Raw genomic sequence first — 16,598 nt, 5'->3', positions numbered from 1 at the left:
TCGATCCTGCAGAAGAATTCGCCCCGATGTCTGCCCGACTGCGACAGCGCCCCGCAACGACGAAAAGCCATCGTCACCCTCGTCTCTCGCGCACCCGGTTCTCGTGTAGTGAGCCATTGCCGGGCCGCGTGCCTCAGGATGCCGGGCGTGTGGGTTGTGTGCCGGTACGAGTTCGACCGCTTCCCGATGGGGGGCGACGGACGACGGACTGCGCGGTACTGCGCGGCGCTTGGCCGTTGGTCATCACGGCGACGAAAAGTGAACCTTTTTCAACCTCCCCTTGTGGTCCGGCGGACCGCAAGGTCGGACGCGGTGCGTGACCGCCGCGCGGTCCAGGTTGAAGAGGGTTCATTCTACTGACCGACCAGGGCACATCCGGCGGCGTTAGCGACTGCCCGTGGAAATCGTGACCCTCCGGGTGGTGGCCAATCCAGATGCTCCATCGGTTCACGCATGGCCGGGCAGCCTCGCGGTAACAGCGTCACGTCCTTCGACCACCCCGACTGGCGTCTATCTCAAACACGCTCCGAAGGCTGGTGGTCATCGACGTCTTTACAACTGTCGCGAGCATCCCGTACCGTCTCTCTTGACTGGTTACTGTGCAAGGGTCGATTTTTGATCATGGGTTGTCAGCAGGTGACTGCTGCCAGTCTGCCGGCTTCGATCGGCGAACGGGGGAAATAATGCATCGCGAGATCTCGGGTGAGTCGTGCCCAGGCGTTGCCGGAAAACCGTCGACGTCGTCCCGTCGTCACATTGTCTGGCCTGTCCGTGGTCACCTTCCTGCGGATCTGCCCTCGTTGTGTCAGACGACTGCCTAGGATCAGCGATCTGATCGAATGGCGGGCTCGGCCGAACAGCCGCTCGCCGTCTTCATGTTCATCGCGTCCAGGCCGCCGCATCCTGTCCACCCGTGCTGAGCGGCGCGGAACCGATTCGTACGGCAATCGTCCGCAATCAGCGGCCATGAGCCGGCGAAATCCGCGCGGCGTCAGTCGATTCCTGTCGTAGATGGCGGGTCCTGTTGCCTGTCGACCTGATGACCATGCGGTAGATCTCGGTGTCCCGCGTCGTGACGCGCTGATGGCGGCGGTGGCGTTCCGGGGAGCTGGACCGGCTCACGGTACTGGATCGTCGTGGTCGGACGCTTGGAGCTGACCCTGGCGGAGTCCTTCGATGCCTACCTGGCCTCAGTCCCCGGTGTTCCGCCCGAAAAGCTACCAATCATGTTTTTATATCGACTTAGCCCGATAGATCTGATAGCGTCGTCTTCGTCCGGAGCAGTAAGTGAGAAAGGAGAATCTATGGTCAGAGTTGCTGGCAGGGAGCCAGTATGGCGGTTCTCGCCGTAGCGATCGGGGCGGCAGTGCAAAGTCCTGCCTCGGATGGTGATTTCGCTGCCGCCGGGTCGGGCGCGACCTCCCAGGTGCGGGTGGCATCGGACCTGCCGGATCCCTGCCCCACTCCACCATTGTGGTGCTCGTGGGGTGCTCCCTCGCACGGGTAAATGCTCTGCCCCTCGGGTTCCTCCAGGTGCTAGCAGGCCGAACTGGACGAGCCCTCGTCGGGGCTCTCCGTCCGTGAATTGATTCGGGCGGGCGAGGTTCTCTCGGACAGTGTTCGTGACCGGGTCGCTGGTGGACGACGAGAGAGGCTGGAAACTCGCCGAGTAGCGGGCGTCCTGCCGGATTCGACCAGCGGTTTTCGACGCGAATACCGTGGAGCGCCGACGCAATCCGAGACGACGTGCGGTAATGCGTAGTCGCACGTTCGGCACCCCTGGCCGGGGTTCTGTCGACAGCCTGGCGGGCCACCGCTGACGGGACGGTCTCAGGCGGTTCCGGTCTCAGCGGAATGCCCGGCCGGAAGGCAACTAGGAAAGGGATTTTGATGACGAGGTCACGACTAACCAAGAGGTACGTCACCGGTGCGGTCACGGCGGTCCTGCTGACCGCGGTCGCTCTCAGCGGGGGTGGCTCCGCCTTCGCGGCGGGCAGCGCCGCCGCCGCACCGTCGAGCAGCGTCGGACCCTACTGTCCCGAGCACCCGGACGTCCCCGTCGGCTCTCCCGCCTGGCCGGTGACGTACGAGCGCTCCTACATCGACGATGACGGCCACCGCATCGACATCTACAAGGTGGCGACCCCGGGCTGGCCGGTCATATACCGGTACGAGTCCGTCGACTGCGACGCCTGACAGCCCCCGGCGCCCCCGACAGATCCTCGTCGGGGGCGCCGGTGCCTGGGCTATTCGGAAAATGTCCGAGTCAGTACGGCTGGCCCGGGGTGGCGGAGGCTTTCAGCGCGCCACCCGTCAGGACCAGGGCCCGCATCTCATCGACAGACGCGACCGGGCGAGGACGACGGCCTCGTACCCTTCACCGGCTGTCGGCATAGAGCGCCGCGATCTCCGTGTCGTAGCGGTCGGCGATGACGCGGCGGCGAAGTTTGTGGGTAGGGGTGAGCTCGCCGGACTCGGGGGTCCAGGGGGAAGGGAGAACTCTGAAGGCCTTGACCTGCTCCGGGCGGGCGAGCTTCGCGTTCGCCGCGGCGACCGCCGCAGCTATTTCGGCCAGGACCCTCTCGTCCTTCGACAGGGTGGCGACGTCCGACGGGTCGGCGTCGTGCCGGACGGCCCAGGCGGCGAGGGACTCGGGATCGAGGGCGACGAGGGCGGTGATGTGCGAGCGGCGGTCGCCGACCGCCATGGCGTGCCCGACGAGCGGATGCAGGCGCAGCAGGTTCTCCACCCGGGTCGGCGGGACGTTCTTGCCGGTGGAGGTGATGATCAGTTCCTTTTTGCGGTCGGTGATGGTGAGGTAGCCCTCGTCGTCCAGAGTCCCCACGTCGCCGGTAGCGAACCAGCCGTCGGCATCTGTCACCGGCTCCACCTCCCCGTCCGCGCCGAGGTAGCCGAGGCAGACCAGCGGACCGCGTACGAGGATCTCGCCGTCGGCGGCCAGGCGCAGATCCATGCCCGGGTTGGGCCGCCCGACGGTGCCGGGGCAGAAGGCTTCGGGAAGGTTGACCGTCACGGTCGCGGTGGTCTCGGTCATGCCCCAGACCTCGAGCACGTCGATGCCCAGCCCGGCAAGCGTGAACAGTATGTCGACCGGAATTGGCGCGGCACCGCTGCTGGCCCATTCCAGCCGGTCCAGGCCGAGCTTGGCACGGATCGGGCGGAGCACCTTCGCGTCGAAGGTCGCCAGTTGTGCGGCCAGGTCGGGCGGTACGGGGCGGCCGGCGGCCCGATGCTCGAAGGCCGTCCGGGCGGCGGCGCTCGCGGTTTCGTACGCCGAGCGGATCGGGGCCTCGGCCGCTGCCAGTTGCGCCTGCACGACGGCGGCAATCTTCTCCCACACCCTCGGTACACCGAAGAACTGGACCGGACGGACCGCTTGCAGCGCGGCGGTGAGCTGCGACGGATCGGGGCAGGCGGTGACGTGGGCGCCGCGGTAGACGGGCTGGTAGATGCCGAGCATCCGCTCGGCGATGTGCGCCAGTGGAAGGTAGGCGACGGTGTGCGGGTGTGCGGCGACGCTGATCGCCTCCTCCAGCACGGCAGCCTGGTAGATGACGTTGTGGTGGCTCAGCGCCACGCCCTTGGGATCACCGGTGGCTCCCGAGGTGTAGAGCAGCGTCACCGGGTCCGCCGGCCGGATGGCGCTCCACACGCGCCGGAACGCGCCGGGGTCGGCTCGGTGTGCCCGGTCTCCCGCCGCGGCGACCTGCTCGAGGGCGACGACCCCGTCGTCGCCCGGCGGCGCGTCCACGACGACGACCAGCCGCAGTTCGGGTAGCTCCCCCAGCAGGTTCCGCCACCTGTCGAGCATGGCGGCGTTCTCGACGACGAGGGCGCGAGCGCGGCTGTGCCGGGCGACGAAGCCCAGCTGTTCCGGGCTCGACGTGGGGTAGACGCTGCACGGCACGGCACCGGCGTGTACGGCCGCGAGGTCGGCCAGCCAGTGCTCCGGCCGGTTGCCCATCATCAGCAGCAGCCGGTCACCCGGTTGCACGCCCAGGGCGGAGAAGCCCCGGGCCAGTACCGTCACCCGCTGGTAGAGCTCGGCCCAGGTGAGGGTCTCGTCCCGCCCAAGGCAGCTGAGCGCGGGAAGGTCACCGAACGCGTCGGCGTTGCGGTGCACCAGCGCCGGCACGGTCAGGCCGTCGGCGGCGCTCGCGCATCGGCCGGCGGCCGCTGCCGTGTCCGGAGTGGTTCGGACGTCGACACGGGTTGTAGGGACCATGTGATGGCTCCGGTCAGTAGTTGTCCGATGGAGGGCGGTCAGTTCGCCGACGGGCCGACGAGGTACTGGTGCGCGTCCTTGACGTGCTGGGCCAGGTAGCGCATGAACGGTGTGCCTCCGGTGCCGGTCTCGACCGGGTTGGCCGACGAGTTCTGCTGCTGGCCACGGATGTACGTTCCCGCGTACTCCATGTGCTGGCGGCGGAATTCGGTGGTCCCCTCGATGCAGCGGTCGTAGGCGGCCACGAGCGCCGCGTCGTCGGCATGGTCCAGGACGAAGTCCCGCACCGACGTCCGCCGGCCGAACTCCTCGATCAGGGCACGGTGGGCCGGCGGCATGTAGTCGCGGAGCTGGATCAGGTGCGCGCCGAGGGTGTCCTGGCTGTAGTCCATGCCCAGCACCGCGTCGAACGCCGGGATGATGGAACTCTGCGCGCCGGTCTCGCCACGGAACTTCTGCCCCTGGTCGCCGTAGGCGGTGACGCCTTCGTACACCACGCCGTCGGGCAGTCCGGGGTTGTCCATCCAGCCGAAGATGAACTGGCGTACCCGGTGGTAGTAGACGTACGGGTCGCACTTCTCCGGCATCCGCCGCAGGATGGCGATCATGTTCTCCAGCGTCTCGCCGACCGTGTCGAGGTGCCTGGCGACGGCTGCCACGTCACCGGCCGCCGCCGCGTCCTGCGCCAGCGCGGCCGCGCAGATGCCCGGGCCCGCCGACGACTCGATCGCCACGTGCACCAGGACGAACCAGTCCTCGTCGACCCCGCCGCGGAAGTTCTCCAGCCGCACGATATTGCCGAGTGCGATCGGGCCGTCCGGGTCCAGCCGGCGCCAGTTGTAGAGCGCGTGCGAGGCGTAGGACAGCACCGGCGGGCGGCCCAGCTTCGTGGCGGTTTCGTACCACGGTTTGGCCACGCAGGCCGGCAGGCGGTTGCGCGGCTCCTCGCCGCCGAAGACGTAGGCGTGCCCGAAGTACGAGAGCAGGAGCATCGCCCGGTCGAGCTCGTTGCGGTCGAGGTCGGCGACGTCGAGCTGGGGCAGCCGTTCGATCCACTCGTGCACCCGGCCGGCGCTCAGCACCTTCGGGAGTTCGACGGCCATGTCCTCCCAGGCCTGATAGGCGTCCGGGAGCCGCCTCACCGGGTCGTCGATCGGCAGGAAGCCGCGCTCGGTGTCGACGGCGTGCCGCGCAAGCAGATCGGATGCTGTTTCGTTCTGCACTGATCCTCCTCAAGCCCTGTCCGGGAGGGCGTCACGATGTGGGAGCGGTGTCACAGACCGCAGCGGGCGGAGCAGGACGGAATGCCGTCGCCGGTCAGCCGGATGGACCATCCGATGTGGATGATGAAATGCGAAGCGAGCCGAAACACCGGTAATCCTGCGGGGCGCCACGCTTTACGAGCCGCAACAGCCGATGGCGCCACGGACGCAGGAGGATGTATGTGAGCACAACACTAGGTGCGCCTCGGGTCTGCGTCAAGCATGGACGGATGTCTAGGTGAGTTGTCGAAATGACTGCGTTCTGACGCGGTGTCGGGCCTTGACGCTTCACAGTGAAGTCGGTTTTACTGCTCTACAGAGTATGCCGGCGGCCTTCGCACCATCGCCACCATCTGGCCGCCTACCAGGCAGAACGAAACGGGGGAAACATTGTACGTGATCAACATGGCTGTGGCGGACTGGTGTGCGCCCCAGGGGCCCGCGTCTGGCCTTTCGTCTCCTGTCGCCGTCGTCGCCACCAACGCGCACCCGGTGCGCCTCCGGTGCGACAGACCCGTTGCCGAGCCATTCTGACCTGCGCAGACTCTGTGTTGGCGTGCCGTGTGGCCGGCGCCTAACGCGCTGTCCGCTGGGCATGGCGTCGTCCGCAACCGGCGTCAGGTCTTCATGGTGTGATTAGCCAGGTCTGCATGTCAGACCTTTCTCTTGCGGGTTCCTTCCACCGATCCTGCATTCTTTGCGCGCATTGCCGGCCGACTATGTGACCGGCTGATGAATTTTCCGCTCGCCAACCAAATTCCTCAGTAGCCCCGGCCTTCGCGGGTCGGGGGACCTTGCCCTGCCCGTCTGCGTATGGCAATTACCTGCGGTTCACGGATTTACGGGGGTAGACCGGTGCTTCGTATAGAGGAGTCGGCGGCAGCCGGCCGGCCGGCGACCGGCCTTCCACTGTCCTCGGCCCAGTCCGGGATCTGGTTCGCCCAGCGTCTGGAGCCGGAGAGCGCAATCTACCGGGCCAGCGAGTACCTGGAAATACACGGCGCCGTGGACCCCGAGGTCTTCGAGAGAGCGCTGCGCACCGTGGTGAGCGAGGCGGACGCGCTGCACGTGCGGTTCACCGAGACCTCCGACGGGCCGCGACAATCGGTCGGAAGCTGTCCACAGTGGTCGCTTCACCAGATCGACGTGAGCAGCGCCGCCGACCCGCGCGCGGCGGCCGAGGAGTGGATGCGCGCCGACCTGACCCGGCCGGTCGACCTCACCCGTGGGCCGCTGTTCACGCAGGCACTGTTCGCGGTCGCGCCTGACCGGTGGTTCTGGTACCACGCCTACCACCACATCCTCATCGACGGCGCCGGCGGCGCGCTGCTCGAACGACGGGTCGCGGAGGTCTACACCGCGCTCGTGCAGGGGCGGCCGGTACCGCCCTCACCGTTCCACTCGGTGCTCGATCTGCACCGCGAACAGCAGGAGTACGAGTCCTCCGACGCCTACCAGGACGACCGCAGGTTCTGGTTGGAGCGACTCGCAGACACACCGCCGCCGCTGGCGATGACCTCGCGCAAGCTGCGTCGATCGGCCGAGTCCGTGCGTCGACGCGGCCGGCTCTCCACGTCGGGGCAGGCCGCTCTGGACCGGGCGGCAGAGACGGCCGGTGTCGGCGCCGCCCGCATCGTGATCGCGGCCATCGGCGCCTACCTGCACCGGCTCACCGGCACCCGCAGCGTGGTGCTGGGATTTCCGGTGGCCGTGCGGCGTGCTGGTGCCGCCCGTACCACGCCGGGCATGCTCGCGAACGTTCTGCCGCTACGACTGGAGATCACTCCGTCGACGGGGGTGGCGGACCTTGTCGCACAGGCCCGGATCCGCATCCGCGAGGTGCTGGAGCGCCAGCGCTTCCGCGGTGAGGAGCTGCGCCGCGAGCTGGCGCTGCCCACCGGGCACCACCGGTACTTCGGGCCGATGGTCAACGTCATCCCGCTCGGGCCGGCGCTGCGCTTCGGTGCGGCCACCAGCACGGCGTACAACATGTCCCGGCGGCTCATCGAGGACCTGGTCGTCACCGTCTACGACCGCGACGACGGGCGCCCGCTCGAGGTCGAGTGCGACGCCAACCCGACGCTGTACGACGAGCCCATGCTCGCGGTCCGGCACCGGCAACTGATCGGTTTCCTGGAGCGGTTCGCGGCCGCCGTCGCCGACCCCGAGCAGCACGGCACGGTCGTCGGTGACGTGCCGCTGCTCGACGAGGCCGAGCGGCACGAGATCCTCGTGAGTCGCAACCGCACCCGCCGCCCCGCGCCACCGCGGACGTTTCCCGAGCTCTTCGCGGAGGCGGTGGAGAGGTTCGGCGACCAGCCCGCGGTCGAGTACGAAGGCACCCGGCTGACCTATCGGCAGCTTGCCGAGCGTGCCGAGCGTCTCGCCGGCGTGCTGGCCGCCAGGGGCATCGGTGCCGAGGATGTCGTCGCCGTCGTCACGCCCCGGTCGGCGGAGTTCGTCGTCGCGGTCCTCGGCGTGATGAGAGCCGGCGCCGCCTACCTGCCGATCGACCCGCAGTACCCGGCGGCGCGGATCCAGTACCTGTTCCGCGACGCGAAACCCGTCGCGGTCGTCACCGCCGGCGCCACCACCGCTCCGGTGGGCGACCTGGCCCACCGGGTCGGCGTGCCGCACCTGGCGCTCACCGACGACCTGCTCGCCACCGCGCCCGGCGTCCCGGCACCCACGCCGCCCGACGTCGCGCACCCGGCGTACGTCATCTACACCTCCGGCTCCACCGGCCTGCCCAAGGGCGTGGTCGTCCCGCACGCCGGTCTCGCCAGCCTGGCCGGCGCGTTTGTCGAGCGCCTGGTCGTCACGCCCTGCGACCGGGTGCTCCAGTTCGCCTCGCCGAGCTTCGACGCGGTCGTACCCGAGATGTGCATGGGCCTGCTGACCGGGGCGACGTTCGTCCTGGCGCCGCAGGAGCGGCTGCGGCCGGGCGAACCGTTGACGTCCCTGCTCGCCGACGGCGGCATCACGCACGTCATCCTGCCGCCGTCGGCGCTGACCGTGATGCGCCCGGCGGAGGTCCCCGGCCGCGTCACCATCCTGGTCGCGGGGGAGGCGTGCCCGCCGGACCTGGTCGCGCGCTGGGCACCCGGGCGGCGCATGGTCAACGGGTACGGCCCGACCGAGACCACGGTCTGCGCCACGATGAGCGTGCCGATGTGCACCGACGCGCCGATCGGCACCCCGATCTGGAACGCCGGGGTGTACGTCCTGGACGCCCGGCTGCGGCCGGTGCCCGACGGCGTCCCCGGCGAGCTGTACGTGAGCGGCATCGGCCTGGCCCGCGGTTACCTGGGGCGCCACGGGCTGACCGCGGAGCGTTTCGTCGCCGACCCGTTCGCGACGACGGCGGAAGACGACTCCGCTGCGGGCAAGGTGGGTCCAGGCGCGCGGATGTACCGGACCGGCGACCTGGCGCAGTGGCGCCCCGACGGGGCCCTGGAATTCCTCGGCCGGGTCGACGACCAGGTCAAGGTGCGCGGCCACCGGATCGAGCTCGGCGAGGTCGAGGCGGCCCTGAGCCGGCTGGACGGGGTCGGGCAGGCCGTCGTCGCGCTCTGGCCGGGCAGCGCCGACCCGCGTCTCGTCGGTTACCTGCGCGCCGCCGACGGCCGTTCGCTGGACACCGACGCGCTGCGCAACGCACTCGTCGAGGAACTTCCCGCCCATCTCGTCCCGGCCGTACTCGTGCAATTGGACAGCTTCCCGCTGACACCGAGCGGGAAGATCGATCGCCAGGCCCTTCCGGCGCCGTACGCGGACCGCCCGGCCTCGACGGCGGCCACCGCCGGCACGGAGCGGGAGGCGGCGCTGTGCGCGGTTTTCGCCGACGTGCTCCAGGTGCCCGAGGTCGGCGTCGACGGCGACTTCTTCCGGCTCGGCGGCCACTCGTTGCTCGCCGCGCGGCTGGTCCGGCGGATCAACGAGGAGTTCGGTGCCGATCTCGGCATCGAGGCGGTGTTCAACGCGCCGACCGTACGCCGACTCGCCGCGCGTCTGGGCGACCGGCCCGCTCGGCAGCCGGTCGCGCCTCTGCGCGGTGCCGGTGTCGTCTCGTCCGCGCAACGACGGCTGTGGTTCATCTACCAGCTTGACGGGCCGAGCGCCGCGTACAACATCCCGCTGCTGCTGCGGTTCCGCGGCGGGCTCGACGTCGCCGCCCTGCGCGCCGCGCTCACCGACGTGGCCGAGCGACACGAGCCGCTGCGGACGATCTTTTCCGACGACGGTGGCGAGCCGCGGATGCGGGTGTTGCCGGCCTCCGCGGTCGCGCTGCCCGAGCCGGTGCCCGTGCCGGACGGCGAGCTGACCGTCACCCTGGCCGAGGCCGCCGCCCATCCCTTCGACCTGGCGACGGAGCCGCCGCTGCGACTGCGCCTGTTCACGGTCGCCGACGACGACCACGTGCTGATGGTGCTGCTGCACCACATCGCCGCCGATGCCGGGTCGATCCGGCCCTTCGTCGCCGACCTGGCGCACGCCTACCGGGCCCGGGTGAGCAACACCCTGCCGTCCTGGCCGCCGCTTCCGGTGCGCTACGTCGACTTCGCCGCCTGGCACCACGAGATCCTCGGCGACGTGGCCGACCCGGCCAGTCTCGCATCCCGCGAGGCCGACTACTGGCGCAGGGCCCTCGCCGGGCTGCCGGAGCAGATCGACCTGCCTGGTGCCCGTACGGTGCCGGCCGAACCCACCGGCCGCGCCGCCACCGCGATGGTCTGCCTGGACCCGGCGACGCACCGGGACCTGCTCGCCCTGGGCCGGGGCGAAGGGGCCACCCTGTTCATGGTGTTGCAGGCCGGTCTCGCGACGCTGCTGACCCGCCTCGGTGCCGGCACCGACATCCCCGTCGGCATCCCGGTCGCCGGGCGTACGGAGGACGCCGTCACCGGCCTGGTCGGGCTCTTCGTCAACACGGTGGTGCTGCGGATGGGAACCGCGGGCAACCCGACGTTCCGCGAGCTGCTCCGGCGGGTCCGCGACACCGGCAGGGAGGCCCTGGCGCACCAGCGGCTGCCGTTCGAGACGCTCGTCGGCGTACTCAACCCGACCCGGGTGGCCGGTGGGCACCCGCTGTTCCGGGTCATGCTCGCCCTGGACAGCTCCTCGGCGGCGGCTCCGGAGCTGCCGGGTGTCACCGCCGAGGTGTCGGTGGTCGAGGCCGGCGTGGCCAAGTACGACCTGTCCCTGAACGCGCGGGAGCGGCCCGAGGGCGGGGTCACGATCGGCGTCGAGTACAGCCTCGACCTGTTCGAACCCGCCACGGCCGAGGCACTCGCCGACCGGCTGGTGCGGTTGCTCGCCGCCGCGGCGGCCACACCGGACCAGCCGATCGGCGCGCTGTCGCTCCTGACGCCGACCGAGCGCGAGCGCCTGGTGCACACCTGGAACGACACCAGCCGCCCGGCCGAACTCACCGACGTGGTGGAGGCGGTGCGCGCGCAGGCGCGGAACAGGCCGGACGCGGTGGCGGTGGAGGACGCGGCGGGACCGGTGACCTACCGCGACCTGGTACACCGGGCCGAGGCGGTGACCGGACAGTTGCTGGCCGTCGACACTCCGGTGGAGGGGCGGGTCGCGGTCCTCGCGCCACGCGGCACCAGCGTGATCACCGCACTGCTCGGCGCCCTCGGCGCGGGCGCCGCGTACGTGCCGCTCGACCCGGCCGCGCCCGAGGCCCGCAACGCCGCCCTGCTCGCCGACACCGGCGCCCGGGTGGTACTCACCGACCCGGCGCTGCGCGAGTACGCCGACCGTGTGGTGGCACTGTCCGGGTGCGACGTCCGGGTGCTGCCCCTCGACGGTCAGCACGCCGGTGGCCTCACGGAGCCACCGCCTCGGCACGGTTCCGGTCTCGCCTACGTCCTGTTCACCTCCGGTTCCACCGGCCGCCCCAAGGGTGCGATGGTGCATCGGGCCGGCATGGCCAACCACCTGGAGGCGAAGCTCGACGAGCTCGGGCTGACCGGCCGCGACATCGTGGTCCAGAACGCCCCGCTCACCTTCGACATCTCGATCTGGCAGATGCTCGCGCCGCTGGTCGTCGGCGGCCGGGTCCGCGTTCCGGACCAGGACACCGTGGCCGACCCGGTCGCGCTGTTCCGGCTCGCCGCCGACGAGGCGGTGACGGTGCTGGAGGTCGTCCCGTCGGTACTGCGGGTCGCGCTGGACGCCTGGGACGACGGCGACCCGGCGCCGGCACTGCCGGCGCTGCGCGCGCTGATGGTGACCGGCGAGGAGCTCGCCCACGACCTCTGCGACCGGTGGTTCGCCCGGTATCCGGCGATCGACCTGGTCAACGCATACGGTCCCACCGAGTGCGCGGACGACGTCACCCACGCACGGCTCACCTCGACCTCACTGGACGGGCACGGTCCGGTGCCGATCGGCACCGCGATCCGCAACACCCGGCTGTACGTGTTGGGGCCGAGCCTCGACGTCCTTCCCGCTGGGATCCCCGGCGACCTCTACGTCGGCGGTGCCGGCGTGGGCCGGGGGTACCTCGGCGACCCGGTGACCACGGCGCGCACGTTCGTCGCCGACCCGTTCGGCACCCAGCCCGGCGACCGGCTGTACCGCACCGGCGATCGGGCCCGCTACCGAGCCGACGGCATGCTGGAGTTCCTCGGCCGCGACGACTTCCAGGTCAAGATCCGTGGCCAGCGGGTCGAGCTCGGTGAGGTGGAGAGCCAGCTGCGCGCGCTGCCGGAGGTCACCGACGCCGTGGTGACGGTGGTCCGCGACGCCGACGGCCGCGACCGGCTGGCCGGTTACCTGATCGGTCCGGCCGACCACGGACAGGTTCGTGGCGAGCTGTCGCGGGTGCTGCCGGAGCACATGGTCCCGAGCGTGTTCGTCACGCTCGACGCGTTGCCGTTGACCGCCAACGGCAAACTCGACCGGGCGGCACTGCCGGTGCCCGTCGTGGCCGGGACCGGCGGGCGGTCCGGTCGCGGGCCGGTGGAGGAGATCATCGCCGGAGTCTTCGCCGATGTCCTCGGGATATCCCGGGTCGGCGCCGACGACAACTTCTTCGACCTGGGCGGGCACTCCCTGCTGGCCACCCGGGTGACGAGCCGGCTGCGGCAGGTACTGGGCGTGGAGCTGCCGGTGCGGGCGCTGTTCGACGCCCCGACCGCCGCCGCCCTGGCCGGCCGGGTCGCGACGGCCCGCGAGCGGCCCCGGCCCGTGCTGACCGCCCGATCCCGCCCCGACGTGGTGCCGCTGTCGTACGCGCAGCGCCGGCTGTGGTTCCTCAACCGGCTCGAAGGCGCCAAGGCCACGTACAACATCCCGTTCGTGGTTCGGCTCGACGGCGCCCTCGACCGGGCCGCGCTGCGGGCCGCGCTCGCCGACCTGGTGGGCCGGCACGAGATTCTGCGGACGCTCTATCCCGAGGTCGACGGGGCGCCCCGGCAGCTGGTGCTGCCGGCCGGCGCCGGTGTGCCGGACCTGCCGGTGCGCGAGTGTGCACCGGACCGGGTCACCGCCGAGGTCGCGGAACTGGCCGGCACGGGCTTCGACCTCACCGCCGAACCACCGGTGCGGGCCTGGCTGCTGGCCACCGGTACCGACCGGCACGTCTTCGTCCTGGTGCTGCACCACATCGCCGGGGACGGCTGGTCCGCCGGGCCGCTGGCCCGGGACCTCTCCACCGGGTACGCCGCGCGCCGATCCGGCGTCGCCCCCCGGTGGACGCCGCTGCCGGCACAGTACGCCGACTACGCGCTTTGGCAGCGCGAGTGGCTCGGCAGTGAGCAGGACCCGGAGAGCCCGATCGCCCGGCAGATGGCGTACTGGACGAAGGCCCTCGCGGACCTGCCGGAGGAGCTGGCCCTGCCGGTCGACCGGCCCCGGCCGGCGGTGCCGTCGGAGCGGGCGGGGCTGCTCCGCTTCGCCCTCGACGCGCCGCTGCACGCCGAGGTCGCCTCGCTCGCCCGGTCGACCGGTACGACGGTCTTCATGGTGTTGCAGGCGGCGCTCGCCGCGCTGTTCACTCGGCTCGGCGCGGGCACCGACGTACCGATCGGCGGATCGGTCGCCGGCCGCACCGACGAGGCCCTCGACGACCTGATCGGGTTCTTCGTCAACACCCTCGTCCTGCGCACCGACACCGGCGGCGACCCGGCCTTCACCGAGTTGCTGGCCCGGGTCCGCGAGACCGACCTGGCCGCCTACGAGCACCAGGACCTGCCGTTCGAGCGCCTCGTGGAGATGCTCAACCCGGCCCGGACCCTGTCGCGCCATCCGCTGGTGCAGGTGAAGCTGATCCTCCAGAACGTGGCGCGGCCCAGCTTCGAGCTGGCCGGTCTGGAGGTCGAGCTCGACCCGGTCGACCCGGAGATGGCGAAGTTCGATTTGTTGCTGACCGCCGTCGAGCGCGCGGCGCCGGACGGCACCCCGCTCGGCATCGACGGTGCGGCGAGCTACGCCGCCGACCTGTTCGACCGGGCCACCGTCGAGCTGCTGCTGGCGCGTTACCTGCGGCTCCTACGCGCGTTCGTGGCCGACCCGGCGACCCGGATCGGGGCGGCGCCGCTGCTGTCGGACGAGGAGCGGAGTGCCGTGCTGGCGACGGCGGCCGGCCCGCGGCAGCCGGTCACCGGTGAGACCCTCGTCGACCTGTTCACCGCCCAGGTGGCGCGGACCCCCGACGCCCCGGCGGTGGTGTGCGGCATTCGAAGCCTGACGTACGCCACACTGGACGAGCGGGCCGGGCGGCTGGCCCATGCCCTCGTGGCCCGGGGAGCCGGACCGGAGAGCGTCGTCGCCATGGCCGTGCCCCGCTCGGCCGAGCAGGTCGTGGCCGTACTCGCGGTGCTGCGCAGTGGCGCCGCCTATCTGCCGCTGGACGCCGCGCTGCCGGCCGAGCGGGCGGCGGCCGTGCTCACCGAGGCGGCGCCGTGCCTGCTGCTCACCACCGACGAGGTGGCTGACCGGTGGACGGTCGACGTCCCCACGCTGGTCCTCGGTGCTGACGACGCCGACGGCGGCGAGGCGCCCTGGCCGGCCGGGCCGCCGAGCGACCGGCACGCCGCGTACGTCATCTACACCTCCGGCTCGACCGGGCACCCCAAGGGCGTCGTGGTGGAGCACCGCTCGGTGGTGGACTACGCCCGGCGCGCGGCCCGGACGTACCCGGGAATCGGCGGGGTGACCCTGCTGCACTCACCGATCGCCTTCGACCTGGTCGCCACGACGCTCTACGGCTCGCTGCTCGCCGGCGGCTGCCTGCACGTGGCCGACCTGGACGACACCACGGTAGCGCCGACCGGCCGGTACACCTTCGTCAAGGCCACCCCGAGCCACCTGCCGCTGCTGGCCACGCTGCCGGAGGCGTGCTCGCCCACCGCGACGCTGATGCTGGGCGGCGAGGCGCTCACCGGTGAGCTGCTGCGACAGTGGCGGGCGCGGTACCCGGACGCCACCGTCGTGAACCACTACGGACCCACCGAGGCGACCATCGGCTGCCTGGACCACCAGATCCCGCCCGGCGTCACGCCCGGCCCGGGACCGGTGCCGATCGGCCGTCCGATGGCCAACACCGGCGCCTACGTACTCGACGCGTTCCTCAACCCGGTGCCCGACGGCGTCGCCGGTGAGTTGTACATCGGCGGGACGGGTCTCGCCCGCGGCTACCTGCGGCGACCCGGTCTGACCGCCGAACGGTTCGTCCCCGACCCGTTCACGTCCGGCGAACGGATGTACCGCACGGGCGACCTGGTGCGCCGCCGCGCCGACGGGACCGTCGAATACCTGGGCCGCACCGACGACCAGGTCAAGGTGCGCGGGTTCCGGATCGAGCCCGGTGAGGTGTCGGCCGTGCTCACCTCGCACCCGGCGGTGTCGGCCGCCGCGGTGGTCGTACACGAGGACCAGGTGGGGGAGAAGCGGCTCGTCGGCTACGCGGTGACGGAGGCCGATCCCGAGCAGCTGCGTACGTACCTGGCCGAGCGGCTGCCCGAGTATCTGGTGCCGGCCGTCGTCATGCCGGTCGACGCGCTGCCGCTGACCGCCAACGGGAAACTGGACCGCCGGGCGCTGCCCGAGCCGGTCGCCACCGGGCGGGCCTACCGGCGTGGACCGCGCAGCCCGCAGGAGGAGATCCTGTGCGGCCTCTTCGCCGAGCTGCTCGGCGTCGCCGACGTCGGCATCGACGAGAACTTCTTCGACCTCGGCGGGCACTCGTTGCTGGCGATGCGACTGCTCAGCCGGATCCGCTCGGTGTTCCGGGCGGAACTGTCGATCCGGTCGATCTTCGACTCGCCGACGGTGGTCGCGCTCGCCGAGCGGCTCGACGCCGCCCGTGGCCGCGCCCGTCCGGCGGTGACCGCCGCCGAGCGGCCCGAGGTCGTGCCGCTGTCCTACGCGCAGCGCCGGCTGTGGTTCCTCAACCGGCTCGAAGGGCCGAACGCCACGTACAACATCCCGCTGGTGCTGCGCCTCACCGGAGCCCTGGACCGGCTCGCCCTGACCGCGGCGCTGGCCGACGTGGTGGCCCGGCACGAGAGCCTGCGTACCGTCCTGCCGGAGGTCGACGGCCTTCCCCGCCAGGTGGTCCTGTCACCGGGCGCGGCCGCCACCGAGCTGGCCGTGCGCGACTGCACCGACGAGCAGCTCGCCACCACCGTCGCGGGGCTGGTCAACCGGGTCTTCGACCTGACCACGGACCTTCCGCTGCGTGCCACGCTGCTCGTGCTCGGCCCGCGGGAACACGTACTCGTCGTGGTCGTGCACCACGTGGCCGGGGACGGCTGGTCACTCGGGCCGTTCGGTCGCGACCTGGCGCACGCCTACGCGGCCCGGCGGGCCGGCGGGGTGCCCACCTGGGCGCCGCTGCCGGTCCAGTACGCCGACTACGCACTGTGGCAGCACCGGTGGCTGGGCGACGAGGACGACCCGGAGAGCCCGCTCGCGCAGCAGTTGGCCTACTGGACGATCGCGCTCGCCGGCGCTCCCCAGGAGCTGTCCCTGCCCACCGATCGGGTACCGCCGCCGGTACCGACCCATCAGGGTGACTCGGTGCCGTTCGCCCTCTCGGCGCAGACCCACCGCGGCCTGCTGGCCCTGGCGCG

General features: G+C 71.3%; 4 protein-coding genes. 2 read left to right on the top strand and 2 right to left on the bottom strand.

The window, feature by feature from the left end:
* Positions 1 to 1,890: 1,890 nt before the first annotated feature.
* Positions 1,891 to 2,196: a hypothetical protein gene (locus tag AAH979_RS37930; protein WP_346262964.1), complete on the top strand. Its 306-nt coding sequence runs from the start codon at positions 1,891 to 1,893 to the stop codon at positions 2,194 to 2,196.
* A gap of 181 nt (positions 2,197 to 2,377) precedes the next feature.
* Here the strand turns inward: AAH979_RS37930 and AAH979_RS37925 are convergent, their stop codons facing one another.
* Complete coding sequence (locus tag AAH979_RS37925) at positions 2,378 to 4,246, bottom strand: AMP-dependent synthetase/ligase (RefSeq protein WP_346262963.1); 1,869 nt, start codon at positions 4,244 to 4,246, stop codon at positions 2,378 to 2,380.
* Positions 4,247 to 4,284: 38 nt separating this feature from the next.
* A complete protein-coding gene (locus AAH979_RS37920) occupies positions 4,285 to 5,469 on the bottom strand; it encodes a hypothetical protein (RefSeq protein ID WP_346262962.1) in 1,185 nt (394 codons plus the stop codon).
* A gap of 894 nt (positions 5,470 to 6,363) precedes the next feature.
* Here AAH979_RS37920 and AAH979_RS37915 point away from each other — a divergent pair.
* Positions 6,364 to 16,598, top strand: a 10,235-nt coding sequence (locus AAH979_RS37915) for an amino acid adenylation domain-containing protein (protein WP_346262961.1), incomplete at its 3' end; no start/stop codon positions are given.

The sequence above is a fragment of the Plantactinospora sp. ZYX-F-223 genome (genome assembly GCF_039649625.1).
Lineage (GTDB): Bacteria > Actinomycetota > Actinomycetes > Mycobacteriales > Micromonosporaceae > Plantactinospora.
This window is presented reverse-complemented; position numbering and strand designations above follow the sequence as displayed.

Coding starts and splice junctions, on each gene's coding strand:
- AAH979_RS37930 (WP_346262964.1), top strand. CDS start 1,891: ATGACGAGGTCACGACTAACCAAGAGGTACGTCACCGGTGCGGTCACG.
- AAH979_RS37925 (WP_346262963.1), bottom strand. CDS start 4,246: ATGGTCCCTACAACCCGTGTCGACGTCCGAACCACTCCGGACACGGCA.